The sequence below is a fragment of the Enterobacter sp. JS8-1 genome, assembly GCF_049187015.1.
GTDB classification, from domain to species: Bacteria; Pseudomonadota; Gammaproteobacteria; order Enterobacterales; family Enterobacteriaceae; genus Enterobacter; species Enterobacter mori.
In genome coordinates this window covers 509,154-528,630 of the sequence record NZ_CP185805.1, presented here as the reverse complement: position 1 = coordinate 528,630, position 19,477 = coordinate 509,154, and the positions used below count along the sequence as shown (strand labels likewise).

Below are 19,477 nucleotides of genomic sequence, written 5' to 3'. Positions count from 1 at the left end.
CCCGGCGTCAGGAGATAAACATGAATCCGCTTTATCAAAAACACATCATTTCCATAAACGACCTCAGCCGCGAAGAGCTGGAACTGGTTCTGGAAACCGCGGCAAAACTGAAGGCCAATCCGCAACCGGAGCTGCTGAAGCACAAGGTGATTGCGAGCTGCTTCTTCGAAGCCTCGACCCGCACGCGCCTCTCCTTTGAAACCTCCATGCACCGCCTGGGCGCGAGCGTGGTGGGCTTCTCAGACAGCAGCAACACGTCGCTGGGTAAAAAAGGCGAGACCCTGGCGGATACCATTTCAGTCATCAGCACCTACGTCGACGCGATTGTGATGCGCCACCCGCAGGAGGGCGCGGCGCGTCTGGCGACCGAATTTTCCGGCGGCATTCCGGTACTGAACGCCGGTGACGGTGCCAACCAGCACCCGACGCAGACCCTGCTGGATCTGTTCACCATTCAGGAGACGCAGGGCACGCTCGAGAACCTGAACATCGCCATGGTCGGCGACCTGAAATATGGCCGCACCGTCCACTCCCTGACCCAGGCGCTGGCGAAATTTAACGGCAACCGCTTCTTCTTCATCGCGCCTGACGCGCTGGCGATGCCGCAGTACATTCTCGACATGCTGGACGAGAAAGGCATTCAGTGGAGCCTGCACGCCAGCATAGAAGAAGTGATGGGCAACGTGGATATTCTCTACATGACCCGCGTGCAGAAAGAGCGTCTGGATCCGTCCGAATACGCCAACGTGAAGGCGCAGTTCGTGCTGCGCGCCAGCGACCTTGAGGGCGCGCGCGACAACATGAAGGTCCTGCACCCGCTGCCGCGCATCGATGAGATCACCACAGACGTGGATAAAACGCCGCACGCCTGGTACTTCCAGCAGGCCGGGAACGGCATCTTCGCCCGCCAGGCGTTACTGGCACTGGTTCTGAATCGCGAATTGGCTCTGTAAGGGGAAATGACCATGACACACGATAATAAACTCCAGGTTGAAGCCATCAAGCGTGGCACCGTGATTGACCACATCCCTGCGCAGGTGGGCTTTAAGCTGCTGACGCTGTTCAAACTGACCGAAACCGACCAGCGCATCACCATCGGCCTGAACCTGCCGTCCGGCGAGATGGGCCGCAAGGACCTGATCAAAATCGAGAACACCTTCCTGACCGACGAGCAGGTCAACCAGCTGTCGCTGTACGCGCCGGACGCCACCGTTAACCGCATCGACGATTACAACGTGGTGGGCAAATCCCGCCCGAGCCTGCCGGATCGTATTGAGAGCGTGCTGGTCTGCCCGAACAGCAACTGCATCAGCCACGCTGAGCCGGTTTCCTCCAGTTTTGCAGTGAAAAAGCGCGCCAATGACATCGCGCTCAAATGCAAATACTGCGAAAAAGAGTTTTCTCATTATGTGGTGCTGGCCAACTAATTGAGGTTGGTAAAGGATCCCGGCCTCCCTATAATGGCCGGGACTCTTAAATCAGCTGTTATTCTGGAGAAATCATGACCAAAGTACTCGCGACGGAAAATGCACCAGCGGCTATCGGCCCATACGTTCAGGGCGTTGATCTGGGCAGCATGATCATCACTTCGGGTCAGATCCCGGTGAACCCAAAAACCGGTGAAGTACCGGCAGACGTGGCGGCTCAGGCGCGTCAGTCGCTGGAAAACGTGCAGGCGATCGTTGAATCTGCCGGTCTGAAAGTAGGCGATATCGTGAAAACCACCGTTTTCGTGAAAGATCTGAACGACTTCGCCACCGTTAACGCCACGTATGAAGCTTTCTTCACCGAGCACAACGCCACCTTCCCGGCGCGCTCCTGCGTGGAAGTGGCCCGTCTGCCAAAAGACGTGAAAATTGAAATCGAAGCGATTGCCGTACGTCGCTAATTTATTTCAATAAATGATGGGCGGCTTCGGCCGTCCATTTTTTTTGGCTATTTTTCCTCTCACCACAGCATGACGTCCCCTACCCGCCATTAATAACATTGCGCTGCATATTTATTATTAATGGACTAACAATGAAACTTTCAAAAATAGCGCTGGCGGTGGCGACGATGGCCGTTGCGTCTTCCGCTTTGGCACACGGTTATATTGAATCACCTGCCAGCCGCGCTTATATGTGTAAGCTCGGTCAAAATATTGATTGCGGTTCCGTACAGTATGAACCGCAAAGCGTGGAGAAAACCTCCGGCTTCCCGACGGGGGCGCTACCGCCGGACGGCCAGCTCGCCAGCGCGGGGATCGCTAACTACTCTCAGCTGGATAAACAGAGTATGAATGCCTGGACGAAAACGCCGATGACCGCAGGCGCGCATGAATTCGTCTGGTACCACACCGCCCCACACAAAACCACCAACTGGCGTTACTACATCACAAAACAAAACTGGGATCCGAATAAGCCCCTGACCCGCGACCAGTTTGAATTAACCCCGTTCTGTACCGTGAATGGAAATGGCCAGGCGCCTGAGATGCGTAAAGCCATGACCTGTAATGTGCCGACACGTACGGGCTACCAGGTGATTTATGGCGTCTGGGAAATTGCAGATACCTCGAACAGTTTCTACCAGGCCATTGACGTTGATTTTGGGAGCGGCGACAACGTTACGCCGGATGAAACCCCGGGCGTTGTTTCCGAATGGAGCAAAACCCTGAGCGGGCAGATTGCCGGTAATAACCTGAACGCGGGCGATAAGGTCATTGCCCGCTTCTTCGACGCTCACGGTGAAGTCACGGCCATGCGCACCGACATGACGATCGCCACCGCTGCCCAAGGTGATGCCAACCAGTGGGCTTACGATCTGGCGCAGAAAATTAACGCCGCGCACCAGGACGTCCGCGTCGGCGTGAAGGATGAAGGCGGTGAGATTAGCCCGGTTCACGGCGCGAACAGCGTCTACGTGAAAGACGGCAGTACGCTGAAATCCGTTGCGATCTCCTATGAGGAGCAGAAAGCGGAGGTTAACGAGACGATTGCCGTCTCCGGCCTGCAGTACAGCAAAATCGAACAGGGCAACGCCACCGTGACCTTCCACGTGAATACCCACGGTAACGTCGATTTCGAAGCCCACGTCATGAACCATCACGGCGCGGAAAAAGGGTATCTCAAGCAGGAGATGAACAACGCGAATCAGGACGTCACTATGGCGCTGACCGGCGTTGAAGCGGGTCATCATATGCTCAAGTACTATGCCACCAACAAAGACGGCACGCTGTTTGCGCAGGATGTCCTGAACCTGATGCTGGAAGGCGACGCGGCGGCGGATAACTCCGGTCAGCATGACTATATCTTCCCGGACAATATCGCGTCGTACAAAGCCGGCACCGTGGTGCTGCAGCCGAAAGACGGTAAGACCTACCAGTGTAAGCCTTTCCCGTACAGCGGCTACTGCGTGCAGTGGAGCCAATACGCGACCCAGTTTGAGCCAGGCGTGGGTTCAGCCTGGAAAGAGGCGTGGGTGTTGAAGAACTGAGTGGTCTGATTCCCTCACCCCGGCCCTCTCCCAAAGGGAGAGGGTGTATAAATTCCCTCTCCCTTTGGGAGAGGGTTAGGGTGAGGGGGTCTACTGATTCCGCGTCGCCCTAAGCAGCGTCTCCAGCGGATACACCGCCGCAATGACCACTTCGTCCTGCACCTTCGCCGCGTTATCCAGCTCGCTCTGAATCGACGCGATCTCTTTATCATCCAGCGTGCCCTGACGCGCCACCAGGTCAGTGAGCCGTAGGCCAATCGAGGCCAGCTTATCCACTTCCTGGATCACCGGCTTCATCGCCTTCAGCTGATAGCTGTTTTCGCTTAGCGCCAGCGCGTCGCTGGTGTTGCTCTGCCAGCGGTTAAAGACGTGGCGCAGCGCGTCGGCGCTTTCCGTGTCTTCCGCATCGCTCACCAGACGATCGGCCCATTTGTTCATCTGCCGCACCGTGGCGCTTTCGGCGTTCAGCGCATCCGCGAAGCGGTTGAGCGGTTCAAACTGATGATAATTTCCCGCCTGGAACTTCAGGTGCTGACGGGTGTAATACTGCGCGGGCTCTACCGCCTGCGCGAGGATCTGCAGCGGCAGGGTATCGGCATTGTTCGCCAACCGCGTGAACTGCACCTGCTGCTGGGTATGCTGCTGCAGCCCGACCGACACCGTCGACCAGCTGTCCATCGCCTGCAGGCGGGTGTACATGTTGTCGACGTCGTTGACGTCCTTCGCTGACCACAGCCGCTCTGCCACCGCAAAGGCGCGCGGCCACAGGCGGATATCCAGCACCGGTGCCACCACGTTTTCCGCCCACAGCGCGGCTTCTCCGCCGAGCAGGTTGGCCTGATTCGCCACGTCCGGCACGACCGGCGGAATGCCTTTCGGCACGTCGTCCAGACGCGTGCCGCTAATCGGGTAGCGGGTGTTGCCCACCAGGAAATAGCCGGTGAGCGTGTCGTTATCGACGGAGAGCACCGGGCGCGTTTCGCCCATCCAGGTATCGACGGTGAAGGTCACCTGGTTGTCGTCGCGCCACGCAATGTTTTCCACCGCGCGGCGGGATTTCCCGGCAAAATCAATAAATCCACGCCAGCCGGACTCCCCTTTCACCAGCGTGAGGCTCCCCTCAACCGGCTTGCCCTTCAGGCGCGGCATGGTGAAGGCCCAGCTCTGGACGCTGTCGGTGTCTGCAATCACATCCACGCCGTTTAAGCCCTGCGGCACGATTTCATTCCGGTAGTGGTAAGCGGTAGATTGCGGTTGGTCGAGATAGAAGCCCGTCGACAGAATGCCCTTGTAGCCGTTCTGCGCCACCTGCCCCAGCGCATCCTGCCCCTGCCAGGACTGGATCAGAATGCTTTTCGGCAGGTCGGGATGGTAGATCTCGTCCCAGCCGACCATCTGCCGGTGGTGTTTCTCGAGGATCGTCTCGAGCTTGCGGTTGAAATACGCCTGCAGCGCGTGGCTGTCCGAGAGCTTGTTATCGCGCATGAATTTTTGGATCGCCGCATTATCTTTCCACTGGCTGTCGTCAACCTCATCGCCGCCGATATGCAGATATGGATCGGGGAAGATCGCCGCCAGTTCGCTAACCATAGCGTCGGCGAAGGCGTAGGTTGCCTCTTTCGTTGGATCCAGCACCGGCTTCAGCACGCCCCAGTGTCGCTCCATTGCGTACGGCCCCGGCGCGCTCATCAGTTCCGGGTAGGCCACGGCAATTGCCGAGGCGTGGCCCGGCATGTCGATCTCCGGCACCACGCGGATGCCGCGCTCGGTGGCGTAACGCACGACCTCGCGCATCTGTTCCGGCGTGTAGAACAGCCCGTCGCTGGCAAGCTGGGTCAGCTTTGGATAGCGCGTCGAGCTGAAGCGCCAGCCCTGATCGTCGGTCAGATGCCAGTGCAGGACGTTGAGCTTCGCCGCGGCCATGCCGTCGATCTGGCGCTTGATGTCCGGCAGCGGGATGAAGTGGCGCGCCGAATCCAGCAGCAGCCCGCGCCACGGGAAGCGTGGGGAATCCTCAATAGATACCCACGGAAGCGAGGTGTTTTCCGCACCGTTCTGCACCAGCTGGAGCAGGGTTTCCATAGCGCGCAATGCACCGAAACGGGTGTTGGCGGAGATATTCACCCCGTTGGCGTCCACCGTCAGCTTATAGCTTTCGTCGCTGTCAGGCAGCGGCTGCGGCTTGACCTTTTTGGCGATGGCAATGCGGATGGTCGGTTTCTCTGGCTTTTCAGTCTGCGGCTGGAGCGTCCAGCCCGTTTGCAGGGCGATGCGCTGGCGCAGGCGGTTGACCGCGTCGCCCAGATCGTCGCCGCTGACGCTAACGGAAATTTTATCGTTAAGCACCAGCGCGCCCTGCGTCGTCGGGCGTTCGACCTTAGCAGGCCAGGGCATTAAAGGGAGATCGCCTGCCGGAGCGGCAAAGGCTGAGGCGCCGAGCATCAGCCCGGCGGTTAAGAGACTGTACCGTAACATGAATGTTCCTTATCTGACGGGCCAAATATACCCGTCATACTTCAAGTTGCCTGTGCGTTGGCTGCACTCGTTCACCCCGGTCACTTACTTATGTAAGCTCCCGGGGATTCACTCCCTTGCCGCCTTCATGCAACTCGAATTATTTAGGGTATAAAGGCAAAACATTCTGTTAACATGCGCTCAATTTGTCGTCAAGCGATTGCGCCGACGGAGATCACAGGTTGTTGAATTTGAGAGAAAAGCTATTGCCCGGTGGCGCTGCGCTTACCGGGCCTACGTTTCGGGAGTAGGCCGGGTAAGGCGAAGCCGCCACCCGGCAAACATAACTCACTGCCACCCATACCGGCGCGCATAGAACCCTTTCACCATCTGGGTCAGCACCATATAGCCGGCGAGGATCGCCACCAGCCACGGGAAGTAGCTCAGCGGCAGCGCCTGCAGCTGCAGGTAGCTCGCCAGCGGTGAGAACGGCAACGCAATACCCAGCGCCATCACAATGCCCGTCATCACAATCAGCGGCCACGCCGCGCGGCTCTGAATGAACGGGATACGACGCGTGCGGATCATATGCACAATCAGCGTCTGCGAAAGCAGACCTACCACGAACCAGCCGGACTGGAACAGCGTCTGATGTTCCGGGGTGTTAGCGTGGAACACAAACCACATCAGGCAGAAGGTCAGGATGTCGAAGATGGAGCTGATCGGCCCGAAGAACAGCATGAAACGACCAAGATCTGACGGATTCCAGCGCTGCGGCTTCTGGATTTGCTCGTCGTCCACGTTATCAAACGGGATCGCCACCTGAGAGACATCGTACATCAGGTTCTGGATCAGCAGGTGCAGCGGCAGCATCGGCAGGAACGGCAGAAACGCGCTCGCCACCAGCACGCTGAAGACGTTACCGAAGTTGGAGCTGGCGGTCATTTTGATGTACTTGAGCATGTTGGCGAAGGTGCGGCGGCCTTCGATCACGCCCTCCTCAAGCACCATCAGGCTCTTTTCCAGCAGGATGATATCCGCCGCCTCGCGGGCGATGTCCACCGCGCCGTCGACGGAGATACCAATGTCCGCCGCACGCAGCGCGGGCGCGTCGTTGATGCCGTCGCCCATAAAGCCCACCACGTGCCCTTCGCGACGCAGCAGCGTGACGATGCGCTCTTTGTGCATCGGGGTCAGGCGGGCAAACAGCGTGGTGCGCTGGGCAAGCTGCGCCAGCTCGTCGTCGTAGAGATGTTCAATATCGCTTCCCACCACCACGTCACCCGCGTCCAGCCCCACCTCATGGCACACTTTAGCCGCCACCAGCTCGCTGTCGCCGGTAAGAATTTTGACGGTAATACCGCTCGCCTTCAGCGCCTTCAGCGCCGGCGCGGTGGTCTCTTTCGGCGGATCGAGGAAGGCGATGTACCCCTCGAGGATCAAATCGGATTCGTCGATACGCTGATAGTCCCCTTCACGCGCGGGCAGGAACTTGCTGGCGACGGCTACCACGCGCAGCCCCTGACGGTTCAGGTTATCGGTGACGCGTTTGATGCGGCGCAGCATGGTGTCGTCCAGCGGCACGATCTCGCCGTTATGGCGAACCTGCGTCGACACGTTGAGGATCTCCTGCAGCGCGCCTTTGCAGATCAACTGGTGGACGTCCTGCTGCTCGCTCACCACCACCGACATGCGGCGGCGCTCGAAGTCGAACGGGATCTCATCCACCTTCTGCCAGCGGCCGGAGAGCGTGCGGGCAGACTCTTCGTCTACCCCTTCCAGCACCGCGACGTCGAGCAGGTTTTTCAGCCCGGTCTGGTAGTGGCTGTTGAGCCACGCGCTGTGCAGCACGCGCTCGCTGGTTTTACCGGCGATATCCGTGTGGTTCTCCAGCACGATTTTGTCCTGCGTCAGCGTGCCGGTTTTATCGGTGCAGAGGATATCCATCGCGCCAAAGTTCTGGATGGCGTCGAGGTGTTTGACGATCACTTTCTGTTTAGAGAGCTTCACCGCCCCGCGCGCCAGCGTGGAGGTGACGATCATCGGCAGCATTTCCGGCGTCAGGCCGACGGCCACGGAGAGCGCAAACAGGGCCGCTTCCCACCAGTCGCCTTTGGTGTAGCCGTTGATCAGCAGGACGATCGGCGTCATTACCATCATAAAGCGGATCAGCAGCATGCTGACGCGGCCAATCCCTTTCTGGAAGGCGTTCGGCTCGCTCTCCTGCTCGCTGACGCGTCCGGCAAGCTGTCCAAACCAGGTGTTGCCCCCGGTGGCGGTGACAATCGCCTGCGCCGTGCCGCTGACCACCGTGGTGCCCATAAAGCACAGGGTGTCGCACTCGAGCGGGTTCATCTGCTGCGGATCGCGGCTGCGCGCCACCTTTTCAACGGGCAGGGATTCCCCGGTCAGCGAGGCCTGCGCCACAAACAGATCGCGCGCCTGGATGATGCGTAAATCCGCCGGGATCATGTCCCCCGCCGCCAGCTTCACCAGATCGCCCGGCACCAGTTGGTCGATAGGCAGTTCCACCCAGGCGTTTTCGCCGAGATCGTTAATCACGCGCGAGACGGTCGCGGTGTTGCTGACCATCGCCTTCAGGGCGTCCGCCGCTTTGGTGGAGCGGGCTTCCTGGATAAAGTTCAGCAGCGTAGAGATGCCCACCATCAGGGCAATGACGCCTGCGGCAAACAGATCTTCCGTGGCGTAAGAGATAATGCCCAGCACGGTCAGCAGCAGGTTGAACGGGTTGCGGTAGCAGAGCCACAGGTGTATCCACCATGGGGAGGGCTTTTGCGCCGGGATCTGGTTATCGCCATGTACGGCGCGGATTTTTTCTACTTCTGCGGCATTCAGCCCTTCCGGGTGACCGCCAAAGGCGCGCCAGACTTCGTTTTCATCCATCGCCGCCACGTTCAGGCAGCGTTCGGTCAGGGACGCGGGGATCGCCGCCCCCGCCATATTTTTGGCGTCTGGCAGCGGGTCGCGCTGAACAAGACGGTGTGGCAGGTGGCGGCTCAGCAAGGCCTGCAGCTGCCGGGTGATATTTTTAAACATAGGCATTCCTCCGCATCCGCAAGCGCGGACGCAGCATTTCCTTCAGGCGTGGCAAAGCCGTACCTGAGAGGCACTTAATTTTTCAAGCAGGAACGTTTAAGACGCTACTGCCTCACGCCGGTGAGACAGCAACAAGGCTGGCTTACCGGAAAGAACGCATTCTCCCGTTCAGGAGAGGTGTGGGATCGGGATCCATGTGGCCTCCGGTAAGTAAAAAGTCAGGTTTCGCCACGCAGTATAAGGATTTATCCATACCGTTCGTGGCGCATCGGACGGTATTATAACCCCACGCAAATAAACCGAACGTAAACCAGACTTTGCCCATAGCGAAATCGCGCTATAGCATTAGGCTCAATTGACCATTTTGTCGTTGTTACAGGGAATACAGCATGCAGAACCGCCTTACGATTAAAGACATCGCGCGTTTAAGCGGCGTGGGGAAATCCACCGTGTCGCGCGTGCTGAACAACGAAAGCGGCGTCAGCGAACGCACCCGCGAACGTGTAGAGGCGGTCATGAATCAGCACGGTTTTTCCCCTTCCCGCTCCGCGCGCGCCATGCGCGGGCAGAGTGACAAGGTGGTCGCCATTATTGTTTCGCGTCTGGATTCCCTGTCAGAAAACCTCGCCGTGCAGACCATGCTGCCCGCCTTCTACGAGCAGGGCTATGACCCGATCATGATGGAGAGCCAGTTCTCTGTGCAACTGGTTGAAGAGCATCTGGGTATGCTTCAGCGGCGCAATATTGATGGCGTGGTGCTGTTTGGCTTTACCGGCATCAAAGAAGAGATGCTCAAACCCTGGCAGCCCTCGCTGGTGCTGCTGGCGCGCGATGCCCACGGTTTCGCGTCTGTCTGCTATGACGATGAAGGGGCAATCGTGACCCTGATGCAGCGTCTGTACGAGCAAGGCCATCGCCACATCAGCTTTCTGGGCGTGCCGCACGCGGACGTCACCACCGGCAAGCGCCGCCACGAGGCGTATCTGGCCTTTTGCAAACAGCACAATCTCTCCGCCGTGGCCTCCCTGCCGGGGCTGGGCATGAAGCAGGGCTACGAGCAGGTCGCCAGCGTTCTGACGCCGCAGACCACCGCGCTGGTGTGCGCCACGGATACCCTGGCGCTGGGTGCCAGCAAATATCTGCAGGAGCAGCGCATCGATAACCTGCAGGTGGCGAGCGTCGGCAGCACGCCGCTGATGAAGTTCCTGCACCCGGAAATTATCACCGTCGATCCGGGCTACGCCGAGTCCGGCAGGCAGGCCGCCGCACAGCTGATAGAGCAGATCAACGGGCGCGCTGAGCCGCGTCAGATCGTTATTCCCGCCCACCTCTCTTAACCCCCGCTCAACGGATTATTGTGATCTTCACCCGATTTCGGGAACGTTCCCATTTTCGCCGTCACGCTGAAGGAGTAGGCTTGCGCTCAGGTCATTACCCCCCTCACCATCTGTCATGAGGTTTCATGATGAGTAAAGTCAAACAAGCAGATATCGATCGGCTGATCGTCCTGGTCGGCGGACGCGAAAACATCGCCACCGTCAGTCATTGCATTACCCGCCTGCGCTTCGTGCTGAACGATCCGGCCAAAGCCAACCCGAAGGCCATTGAAGAACTTTCCATGGTCAAAGGCTGCTTCACCAACGCCGGTCAGTTCCAGGTCGTTATTGGTACCGAAGTGGGCGATTACTATCAGGCTCTGCTGGCGACAACCGGGCATTCTTCTGCTGATAAAGAGCAGGCGAAGAAGGCCGCGCGCCAGAATATGAAGTGGCACGAGCAGCTGATCTCCCACTTCGCGGAGATCTTCTTCCCGCTGCTGCCGGCGCTGATCAGCGGGGGCTTAATCTTAGGCTTCCGTAACGTCATCGGCGATGTGCCGATGAGCGACGGCAAAACCCTGGCGCAGATGTACCCCGCGCTGCAGAGCATCTATGACTTCCTGTGGCTGATTGGCGAAGCGATCTTCTTCTACCTGCCGGTGGGGATCTGCTGGTCGGCGGTACGCAAAATGGGCGGCACACCGATTCTCGGTATCGTGCTGGGCGTCACGCTGGTCTCTCCACAGTTAATGAACGCTTACTTACTTGGGCAGCAGGTGCCGGAGGTGTGGAACTTCGGGCTGTTTACCATCGCTAAGGTGGGCTACCAGGCGCAGGTGATCCCGGCACTGCTGGCCGGTCTGGCGCTGGGCTTTATTGAAACGCGCCTGAAGCGCATCGTGCCGGATTACCTCTATCTGGTGGTGGTGCCGGTCTGCTCGCTGATTATTGCTGTGTTCCTGGCGCACGCCTTTATCGGTCCGTTTGGCCGCATGATTGGCGACGGCGTGGCCTTCGCGGTCCGTCACCTGATGACCGGCAGCTTCGCGCCGATTGGTGCCGCGCTGTTTGGCTTCCTGTACGCCCCGCTGGTGATCACCGGCGTACATCAGACCACGCTGGCGATAGATATGCAGATGATCCAGAGCCTCGGCGGCACGCCGGTCTGGCCGATTATCGCGCTGTCTAACATTGCGCAGGCCTCTGCGGTGACCGGCATCATCATCGTCAGCCGCAAGCATAACGAACGTGAAATCTCCGTTCCGGCAGCTATCTCCGCCTACCTCGGCGTCACCGAACCGGCGATGTACGGCATCAACCTGAAATACCGCTTCCCGATGCTCTGCGCGATGATCGGTTCCGGTCTGGCGGGCCTGCTGTGCGGCCTGAACGGCGTGATGGCAAACGGGATTGGCGTCGGCGGCCTGCCGGGCATCCTCTCCATCCAGCCCGCGTTCTGGCAGGTGTTTGCGCTGGCGATGGCGGTAGCGATTATCGTTCCAATGGCGCTCACCACTGTGGTTTATCAGCGTAAGTTCCGTCAGGGTACGCTGCAGATTGTTTAACGTCTTCTTTCGGGGCGCAGTTGCGCCCCTTCGCATTTGCAGGAACGCACTATGAATACTCTTCCTCACTGGTGGCAGAACGGCGTCATCTATCAGATTTACCCAAAAAGTTTCCAGGACACTACCGGCAGTGGCACCGGCGATCTGCGCGGCGTGACGCAGCGTCTGGACTACCTGACAACCCTCGGCATCGACGCCATCTGGCTGACGCCGTTTTATATCTCTCCGCAGGTGGATAACGGCTACGACGTGGCGAATTACATCGCCATTGACCCGGCCTACGGCACCCTGGATGACTTCGACGAGCTGGTTGCCGGGGCGCACGCGCGCGGCATTCGCATCGTGCTGGATATGGTGTTTAACCACACCTCAACACAGCACGCCTGGTTCCGCGAGTCGCTGAACAAAGCGAGCCCGTACCGCCAGTTCTACATCTGGCGCGACGGCACGCCGGAGCAGCTTCCCAACAACTGGCGCTCCAAGTTTGGCGGCAACGCCTGGCGCTGGCACGCCGAGAGCGAGCAGTACTATTTGCACCTGTTTGCGCCGGAGCAGGCGGACCTCAACTGGGAGAACCCGGAGGTGCGCGCCGAGCTGAAAAAAGTGTGCGAGTTCTGGGCCGATCGCGGCGTGGACGGCTTGCGTCTGGACGTGATTAACCTGATTTCAAAAGACCAGGATTTCCCGGACGACAACATCGGAGACGGCCGCCGCTTCTATACCGACGGGCCGCGCATCCACGAATATCTGCAGGAGATGAGCCGCGACGTCTTCACCCCGCGCAACCTGATGACGGTAGGCGAAATGTCCTCGACCTCGCTGGAGAACTGCCAGCAGTACGCGTCGCTCGACGGCAGCGAGCTGTCGATGACCTTCAACTTTCATCATCTGAAGGTGGACTACCCCGGCGGCGAAAAGTGGACGAAGGCGAAGCCGGACTTCGTCGCGCTGAAAACCCTCTTCCGCCACTGGCAGCAGGGGATGCACAACAAAGCCTGGAACGCGCTGTTCTGGTGTAACCACGACCAGCCGCGCATCGTGTCGCGCTTTGGTGATGAAGGGGAACACCGCGTGGCTGCCGCGAAGATGCTCGGCATGGTGCTGCACGGCATGCAGGGTACGCCGTATATCTATCAGGGCGAAGAGCTGGGGATGACCAACCCGCACTTCAGCCGCATCACCGATTACCGCGACGTGGAAAGCCTGAACATGTTCGCAGAACTGCGGGCCAACGGCCGCGAACCGGATGAACTGCTGGCGATTCTGGCGAGTAAGTCCCGCGATAATGGACGCACGCCGATGCAGTGGGACGCGTCGCACAATGCGGGTTTTAGCGAGGGCGAGCCGTGGATTGGCGTCTGCGACAACTACGAAACCGTGAACGCCCGCGCGGTGCTCGATGACCCGGATTCGGTGTTTTACACCTACCAGTCGCTGATTAGCCTGCGCAAAACTCTGCCAGTGCTGACGTGGGGGGATTATGAAGATCTCCTGCCTGAACATCCTTCTCTTTGGGGTTACCGCCGTCAGTGGCAGGGCCAGACCCTGATGGTGGTGGCGAACCTGAGCCGCGAACGCCAGCAGTGGCAGCCGGACCCGGTGCAGGGCGCATGGCGGGTCGCACTCAGCAACTATGAGGACGTTCCCTCCCGCCCCGATACGCTGCTGTTGCGCCCGTTTGAAGCCATCTGGTGGGTGCAGGAGTAAACTTCCGGAGATACAGCATGCTATATCTTTGAGCTTTTTTGCCGGGTGGCGCTGCGCTTACCCGGCCTACATTGCGCATCGATATCAATAAATTGCACACTCTATTGTAGGCCCGTGCAAGCGTAGCGCCGCCGGGCGAAACTCACAAAATGCACGTTGTAAGCAGTCTGTGAGATACAGCATGCTGTATCGCTTTTTTACGTTTAGCGATACGCTAAATGTACGACGATAACTTTTACATCGTGCCGTACGCAAAATAAAAATAGCCTGCCAATTAAATAACCTCGGCAGGATATTATGAAAAAGACAATTATTAAAGCAACGTGTATTAGCGCATTATTATTGAGTACGCAGGGATGGTGCGGAAATACGTCCGTCGACCTTCGTTTTGGTCATAATACGCGCTCAGACGTAAATGATTCACGTATTAAAGTCATGCATCAGGCGAATAATGGTTTTTACTTCTCCGTTGAAGCCGCACAAAACCACAACGATACCTTTTTTGGTGATACCGATCGATATAATCCAGACGAAAAAGGATTAACGGAGGCCGCACAGGAGATCGAAACGCGCTGGCGCTTCGATCTGGGTAATGGCTTCGCCGTTGCGCCTGGCATGGTGACGGTTTTCACCGCCAGCAATACCCATTACCGCCCCTTCATTCAGGGCTGGAAAGCGTTCGATAACGGTCTGAACCTCTCAGCCCGCTATCGCTATAACACCGTTAATGACGCACACAGCGACAAAGAACTAGACGGCAGCGGCTACACCCGCCGTCAATCACACCAGTTCGACATCTGGTTCGCGTATAACATTGGCAAATTCGGTATGTCCTATAACCCACGCTTCCGCTGGCAGGATGATGTCGATCAGGGAACCGGGGATGACACTTACTGGGAACATACCGTCGCGTTCAACTACAAGCTCGACGATGGCTGGACGCCTTACGTCGAACTGGTTTCGCTGGATAAAACCTATATCAACGATGACGGCAACCATGAAAATGATTATGCCGTACGTCTGGGGATAGTGAAGCAGCTCTGACGGCCTAATTACACCGTATCGTGCTGCAGCAGCCTGCAGCCGATACGGTCCACGGCACTTAACAGTTCAAGCTGCCCTTCCCGCTGATACAGCGACACCGCGTTGATGTCGATTGGTAACGGCCAGCATAGCGTTGAGATCGAAGCCAGCGTCGACCCCTCACGGGTAATCGCAATAATCTTCAATCCTTTACGCAGCGCGTTACGCGCCATTTCAATCAGCGACTGCGTCTCCCCGGATTTACTGATCAACACCAGCGTCCCCTTCGATACGCGTGTGAGCTGATGCATATCATTCAAAATAAGATGCGGCAGGCTCGCCAGTGATAAAAAGCGCGACAGATAGTTAAGGCTGGTCAGCGAGGCCCCCCGTGCGTAGAGGAAGATATGGCTGGAATGGATGAGCAACCGGGTTACATCTGCCACAATGTCATCGGCCTGCGGCCCGGCCTCGGGCGCGGACCACGCAGGTGTAAAATGATCGCGCAAAAAACGATACCGAAGCTCGGTATAGCTTTTATAGCCCATTTTTTTACAGACACGATTAACGGATGTTGTCGTCGTAAAGGTATCACGGGCAATCTCTTTTGCCGATATATTAGAAATATTACATGCGTGATGCTGAATGTATTCAAATATCAAACGCTCACTTCCCTGAAATGAATTCATCTATTACACCCTGTTTAATCCCGGCATGATATTAGCACAGCGAGAAAATAGTCTCTGGAAGGCGCTTCACACATTGCAATTACGCGTATCACGATACGTAATTAGTATTAGCAAACATTAAAAGGTGTCTTAGGTTCTCTTTATACTTCACCTGTTTTCACATCCAGGGAATTATGACAATGACGAAACAAAAAGTTGTCGCGGTAACGGCCTGCCCGACAGGCATCGCACACACCTTTATGGCAGCGAATAAAATTATTGCATGGGCTAAAGCGCACAATATCGAGGTAAAAGTCGAAACGCAGGGCAGCGACGGCGTTAAAAACCGCTTAACAAAACAGGATATTGCCTCCGCCACGGCCATTATTCTGGCAACCGACGTTCCCCTTCAGGATGCCGAGCGTTTTGAAAACATTCCCCATCTTCAGACCCGTACACAAGAGCTGATTAAGCATACCGATCGCTATCTGCGTCAGGCGCTGGCCATGGAAAAAAAGGTCACCTCCACTTCCGTGGCAGACAAAGACGATCTCCCACGTTCGGCTTACCAGATTTTTATTGGTCATATCATGGCGGCCATCAGCTATATGCTGCCGGTGGTGGTCATGGGCGGGCTGATGATGGCGACGGCCAAAATTACCGGGCAGTTTATTAACATCGAACATTCGCCATTCAGCGTGCTGGATAAGGTGGGTTTTATGACCATCAAGTTCATGTATCCGGTCTTCGCCATGTATCTGGCATTTTCCATTGCCGGTAAACCGGCGCTGATCCCCGGGCTTATCGGCGGCATCATGTCAGACGACGTTTATAAGCGCTTCTTTGATATCGAAGGCTTTATGCCATCCGGCTTTTTCGGCGCCATTGGCATTGGCTTTTTTGTGGGCTATCTGGTGCGATGGCTTAATGATTCGATTCACGTCCGACAGCAACTCACCACCATTAAAACCATGCTGGTCGTCCCGCTGATCACCGGCATTACGCTGGTCATGGTCATGGAATATCTCATTAACCCCATTTTTGGCTCGCTTAACCAGCTCATGGTGGTCTTTTTTACCTCGGCCGGTGACACCGGACGCGGGTTCTATTCCGCGATGATTGCCGCGGGTACCGCGTTCGACCTGGGCGGCCCGGTCAACAAGGCAGCAGGCTCGGTCGCGCTGGGTCTGAATGGCATCAGCGAGACGTTTGATTTAACCGCTCGTGAACTCTCCATCGTCATTCCCTCCATTGGCGTCGGCTTTGCCGCATTCCTCAACGGCCGCTTTGGGCTTCCGAATGTCTTCAGCCAGGAAGAGAAAACTGTTGGCAGCACCTCGTTATTGCTGGGCGTTATCGGGATATCGGAAGGCGCGATCCCGTTTATCCTGAAAAACCCACGCCTGATTCCGGTGTTCATGACCGGTGCCGTCGCCGGCGCGCTTGTCGCGATTGCCCTTGGCGTGAAGCAGACGCTGCCTCTGCCAGCGATCTGGGGCTGGCCGCTGGCAACCAATGTGGCGGGCTATCTGGCGAGCGTCTTTATCGGCGCACTCATTTGCGCCCTGGGCGTGCTCTATGTCAGCCCAAAGAACGCCGGGTGAGGGAAGCGTCATGAATCAGATCCACGTCATTGCCCATACGCACTGGGACCAGGAGTGGTATTTCACCCTTCAGGACAGCATGGTGCTGGCGTCATATAACTTTGCGGAGGTCATCGACACGCTGGAGCAGGACCCGGCCTATTGCTGCTATCACCTTGACGGCCAGATGGCGGTGGTGGAGGACTTTCTTGCCATCAATCCCGATTATCGCGCCAGGCTGGAAACGCTGGTCAGAGACAAAAGGATCTTCGTGGGGCCATGGTATACCCAGACGGACACCTATAACGTGCATGGTGAATCGATTATCCGCAACCTGAAGTACGGCATCTTCGCCGCCCGGACACTGGGGCATGCCATGCAGGTTGGGTATCTTCCGGATACCTTCGGCCACAATGCGCAAATGCCCACGATATTGCAGGGCTGTAATATTGATAATATCGTCTTCTGGCGCGGTATCGATCACGACAGGCACGCCAAAAGCAGCCAGTTCCTCTGGCGTGCACCGTCAGGGGCGACCGTCATCGCCTGTGCGATGGCGCTGGGTTATGGCGCAGCAAAGAACATGCGTTCAGAGCCCTGCCATCTGCAAAGTAAAATCTATCCTGTGGTCGATCTTCTGCGTTCACGCGCCGGTATCAACGACCTGCTCTTGCCCTGCGGCGGCGATCAGGTCAGCATTGAGCCGGCGCTGCCGAAAATCCTGCAGGTCGCCAGCACACAGTCCCCGGATCAGGACCATTACCTCATCAGTTCGCTGGAGCGCTACGTCGACATTCTGCGCGCGCAACGTGAACAGTTTGAACTCTGGGAAGGAGAGCTGAAATCACCGCGCTACACCCGCATTCATAAAACGATCGGCTCCGTGCGCTACGACATCAAAAAGAAAAATAATGAGGTTGAGCAGTTCATCCTGCGACAGCTGGAGCCGACAATCGCAATGGCGCGTCATCAGGGCATCCCGGTCAACCTCTCATTGGTCGATACGCTCTGGAAGAAGCTGTTACGAAGCCATGCCCACGACTCCATCGGCGGCTGTAACAGTGATGCCACCAACCGCGACATTCTGCATCGGCTGGAACAAACCGAACAGCTGTGCCACAGCCTGTGGAATCTGGTGGTGAAAACCCTGGCCACCGCCTGTGTTCAGGAAGGCGACCTGCTGATTTTCAACCCGCAGGCCACCCCAACGCGACGCGTGGTGAAAACCACTCTCTATAGCCGCGCTGAAAATATCGCGCTGACGTATCAGGGACAACTAATACGCTTCGACGTCCTGAAAAGAGACATGTTGCCTGGTGGAACGGCGATCTCACTCACCGCCGAAGGTGAATGTGAAACGCCCCTTCCTCCTTATTTCCGCTGGCAGGTTGCTTTGCAAACCCCGGTTTTGCCGTCGGTCGGCTATCTTACCGTCAGTGTTGAAGAGAACCCTGCACCGTTCCGGCAGCCTGAACAGATTAAGGGCGGTGAGATAGAGAATACGCACTATCAACTGGTGCTGGACGCCGGAACGCTTACCCTGCATGACAAACGCAGCGGCAGACGTATCCCCGCTTTCTTTACCCTTGAAGACTGCGCGGACGCGGGCGACAGCTACGATTTCTCACCCCTTGCGGGCGACGCGCCAACGTGCTGCTCGCTTTTCACACTCATCGACTGCCTGAAAACGCCGCTTGTCGAAAAGCTGATCGTCGAAGCTACGCTGCATCTTCCGCTGGATCTCACCAGCCGCCAGGATGCTGCCCTAATGCCGTTATCTATTCGTCTGGTGTGCGAATTACGCCACGACGATCCGAACCTGTATGTCGAGGCTTCGCTGGAAAACAGGCACTGCGATCACCGGCTACGTTTACTGATCGGCAGCGATATTCACACCCGTCACGCTATCGCCTCCCAACCCTTCGCGATAATCCAGCGCGAAACGGGGTGTGCCGGTGAAAACTGGCAGGAGCGCTATCGCGAGATGCCCGTTGATATCGAAACCACCGAAGGCATTATTGCCGTCGCGGAAGCGGGTAAAGCGCTGGTGGTGAATAGCCGTGGCATGAAGGAATTTCAGATCGTCGGCAGCGAACCGGCAGCTATCGCCCTGACGATGTTTAAATCGACGGGCGTGCTCGGGCGCAACGATCTTGAATGGCGACCGGGCCGCGCGTCGGGCATCAATAATACGGTGGTTGAGACCCCTGATGCCCAGCTGCTGAAACCGTTGCGCTTTTCATTCACCGTCGCGCTGACCGACAACGCCGATCATCTCACGCTTCGCCAGCTGGAAAATCAGGCTGCTGGACAGCCTTTCACCTATCAACGGCAAACGTTACACACGCTCGATCATCGCCTTGAGCGCTTTTCATTGCGTCTGCCCGAGCGCAGACTTCCGGCAGACTTCTCGCTATTGACCCTACCGGAGCCGCTCATCCTTTCCGCACTGCCCCATGCTCAGAAGCTGCAAGGCACCGTCGTGCGCCTGTTTAACGCCGGGACGCAGCCGGTTCCCGTCCCGGAAAGTCTGGCAGAGCTACGTCAGATCAACTATCTGGAAGAGCCGGTGCAACCGGTAACGGCGATCCCCCCTTCCGCGACCTGCGATTTTTTGATTGAGGCTTAAC

The 19,477-nt window shown here is 57.4% G+C and carries 13 protein-coding genes; 10 read left to right on the top strand and 3 right to left on the bottom strand.

Features of this window, described 5'->3' with window-relative positions; all coding sequences use genetic code 11:
• Positions 1 to 20: 20 nt before the first annotated feature.
• From pyrB to gbpA, 4 genes are all read left to right on the top strand, one after another.
• Complete coding sequence (gene pyrB / locus ACOQH0_RS02535; RefSeq protein ID WP_089599762.1) at positions 21 to 953, top strand: aspartate carbamoyltransferase; 933 nt, start codon at positions 21 to 23, stop codon at positions 951 to 953.
• Positions 954 to 965: 12 nt separating this feature from the next.
• Positions 966 to 1,427 (top strand): aspartate carbamoyltransferase regulatory subunit, encoded by a 462-nt coding sequence (gene pyrI, locus ACOQH0_RS02530; protein ID WP_276170234.1) that lies wholly within the window; start codon positions 966 to 968, stop codon positions 1,425 to 1,427.
• A gap of 74 nt (positions 1,428 to 1,501) precedes the next feature.
• Positions 1,502 to 1,888: a 2-iminobutanoate/2-iminopropanoate deaminase gene (gene ridA, locus ACOQH0_RS02525; protein WP_014882305.1), complete on the top strand. Its 387-nt coding sequence runs from the start codon at positions 1,502 to 1,504 to the stop codon at positions 1,886 to 1,888.
• A 131-nt stretch (positions 1,889 to 2,019) separates the two neighbouring features.
• Positions 2,020 to 3,471 carry an N-acetylglucosamine-binding protein GbpA gene (gbpA, locus tag ACOQH0_RS02520; RefSeq protein ID WP_421511448.1) on the top strand — a complete coding sequence of 484 codons (1,452 nt, stop codon included), beginning with the start codon at positions 2,020 to 2,022 and terminating at the stop codon, positions 3,469 to 3,471.
• Between the two features lie 90 nt (positions 3,472 to 3,561).
• Here gbpA and ACOQH0_RS02515 read toward each other — a convergent pair whose 3' ends face one another.
• Together ACOQH0_RS02515 and mgtA are read right to left on the bottom strand one after the other, a co-directional pair.
• On the bottom strand, positions 3,562 to 5,946 hold the full coding sequence (locus tag ACOQH0_RS02515) for a beta-N-acetylhexosaminidase (protein WP_421511447.1): 2,385 nt from the start codon (positions 5,944 to 5,946) through the stop codon (positions 3,562 to 3,564).
• 327 nt (positions 5,947 to 6,273) lie between these two features.
• Complete coding sequence (gene mgtA, locus ACOQH0_RS02510; protein ID WP_421511446.1) at positions 6,274 to 8,982, bottom strand: magnesium-translocating P-type ATPase; 2,709 nt, start codon at positions 8,980 to 8,982, stop codon at positions 6,274 to 6,276.
• A 389-nt stretch (positions 8,983 to 9,371) separates the two neighbouring features.
• On the opposite strand from mgtA, the gene treR reads away from it, so the two are divergent.
• From treR to ACOQH0_RS02490, 4 genes are all read left to right on the top strand, one after another.
• Positions 9,372 to 10,319 carry a trehalose operon repressor TreR gene (treR, locus tag ACOQH0_RS02505; RefSeq protein ID WP_421511445.1) on the top strand — a complete coding sequence of 316 codons (948 nt, stop codon included), beginning with the start codon at positions 9,372 to 9,374 and terminating at the stop codon, positions 10,317 to 10,319.
• Between the two features lie 128 nt (positions 10,320 to 10,447).
• Positions 10,448 to 11,866 (top strand): PTS trehalose transporter subunit IIBC, encoded by a 1,419-nt coding sequence (treB, locus tag ACOQH0_RS02500; protein WP_010427357.1) that lies wholly within the window; start codon positions 10,448 to 10,450, stop codon positions 11,864 to 11,866.
• Between the two features lie 51 nt (positions 11,867 to 11,917).
• Entirely contained in the window at positions 11,918 to 13,573 is a 1,656-nt protein-coding gene (treC, locus tag ACOQH0_RS02495; protein ID WP_421511444.1) for an alpha,alpha-phosphotrehalase, read from the top strand.
• A 297-nt stretch (positions 13,574 to 13,870) separates the two neighbouring features.
• Positions 13,871 to 14,617: an oligogalacturonate-specific porin KdgM family protein gene (locus ACOQH0_RS02490; protein ID WP_421511443.1), complete on the top strand. Its 747-nt coding sequence runs from the start codon at positions 13,871 to 13,873 to the stop codon at positions 14,615 to 14,617.
• Positions 14,618 to 14,625: 8 nt separating this feature from the next.
• Here ACOQH0_RS02490 and ACOQH0_RS02485 read toward each other — a convergent pair whose 3' ends face one another.
• Entirely contained in the window at positions 14,626 to 15,285 is a 660-nt protein-coding gene (locus ACOQH0_RS02485; protein WP_421511442.1) for a MurR/RpiR family transcriptional regulator, read from the bottom strand.
• A 179-nt stretch (positions 15,286 to 15,464) separates the two neighbouring features.
• Here ACOQH0_RS02485 and ACOQH0_RS02480 point away from each other — a divergent pair, with 179 nt between their 5' ends.
• Together ACOQH0_RS02480 and ACOQH0_RS02475 are read left to right on the top strand one after the other, a co-directional pair.
• Positions 15,465 to 16,868, top strand: a complete 1,404-nt coding sequence (locus ACOQH0_RS02480) for a PTS fructose transporter subunit IIC (RefSeq protein WP_421511441.1) — start codon at positions 15,465 to 15,467, stop codon at positions 16,866 to 16,868.
• A 10-nt stretch (positions 16,869 to 16,878) separates the two neighbouring features.
• Positions 16,879 to 19,476 (top strand): glycoside hydrolase family 38 C-terminal domain-containing protein, encoded by a 2,598-nt coding sequence (locus ACOQH0_RS02475; RefSeq protein WP_421511440.1) that lies wholly within the window; start codon positions 16,879 to 16,881, stop codon positions 19,474 to 19,476.
• Position 19,477: the final 1 nt, after the last annotated feature.

Bases quoted from the DNA above. Each gene is read 5' to 3' on its own strand.
- ACOQH0_RS02490 (WP_421511443.1), top strand. From the start codon at position 13,871: ATGAAAAAGACAATTATTAAAGCAACGTGTATTAGCGCATTATTATTG.
- mgtA (WP_421511446.1), bottom strand. From the start codon at position 8,982: ATGTTTAAAAATATCACCCGGCAGCTGCAGGCCTTGCTGAGCCGCCAC.
- pyrB (WP_089599762.1), top strand. From the start codon at position 21: ATGAATCCGCTTTATCAAAAACACATCATTTCCATAAACGACCTCAGC.
- treC (WP_421511444.1), top strand. From the start codon at position 11,918: ATGAATACTCTTCCTCACTGGTGGCAGAACGGCGTCATCTATCAGATT.
- ACOQH0_RS02485 (WP_421511442.1), bottom strand. From the start codon at position 15,285: ATGAATTCATTTCAGGGAAGTGAGCGTTTGATATTTGAATACATTCAG.
- gbpA (WP_421511448.1), top strand. From the start codon at position 2,020: ATGAAACTTTCAAAAATAGCGCTGGCGGTGGCGACGATGGCCGTTGCG.
- pyrI (WP_276170234.1), top strand. From the start codon at position 966: ATGACACACGATAATAAACTCCAGGTTGAAGCCATCAAGCGTGGCACC.
- ACOQH0_RS02515 (WP_421511447.1), bottom strand. From the start codon at position 5,946: ATGTTACGGTACAGTCTCTTAACCGCCGGGCTGATGCTCGGCGCCTCA.
- treB (WP_010427357.1), top strand. From the start codon at position 10,448: ATGAGTAAAGTCAAACAAGCAGATATCGATCGGCTGATCGTCCTGGTC.
- ridA (WP_014882305.1), top strand. From the start codon at position 1,502: ATGACCAAAGTACTCGCGACGGAAAATGCACCAGCGGCTATCGGCCCA.
- treR (WP_421511445.1), top strand. From the start codon at position 9,372: ATGCAGAACCGCCTTACGATTAAAGACATCGCGCGTTTAAGCGGCGTG.
- ACOQH0_RS02480 (WP_421511441.1), top strand. From the start codon at position 15,465: ATGACGAAACAAAAAGTTGTCGCGGTAACGGCCTGCCCGACAGGCATC.
- ACOQH0_RS02475 (WP_421511440.1), top strand. From the start codon at position 16,879: ATGAATCAGATCCACGTCATTGCCCATACGCACTGGGACCAGGAGTGG.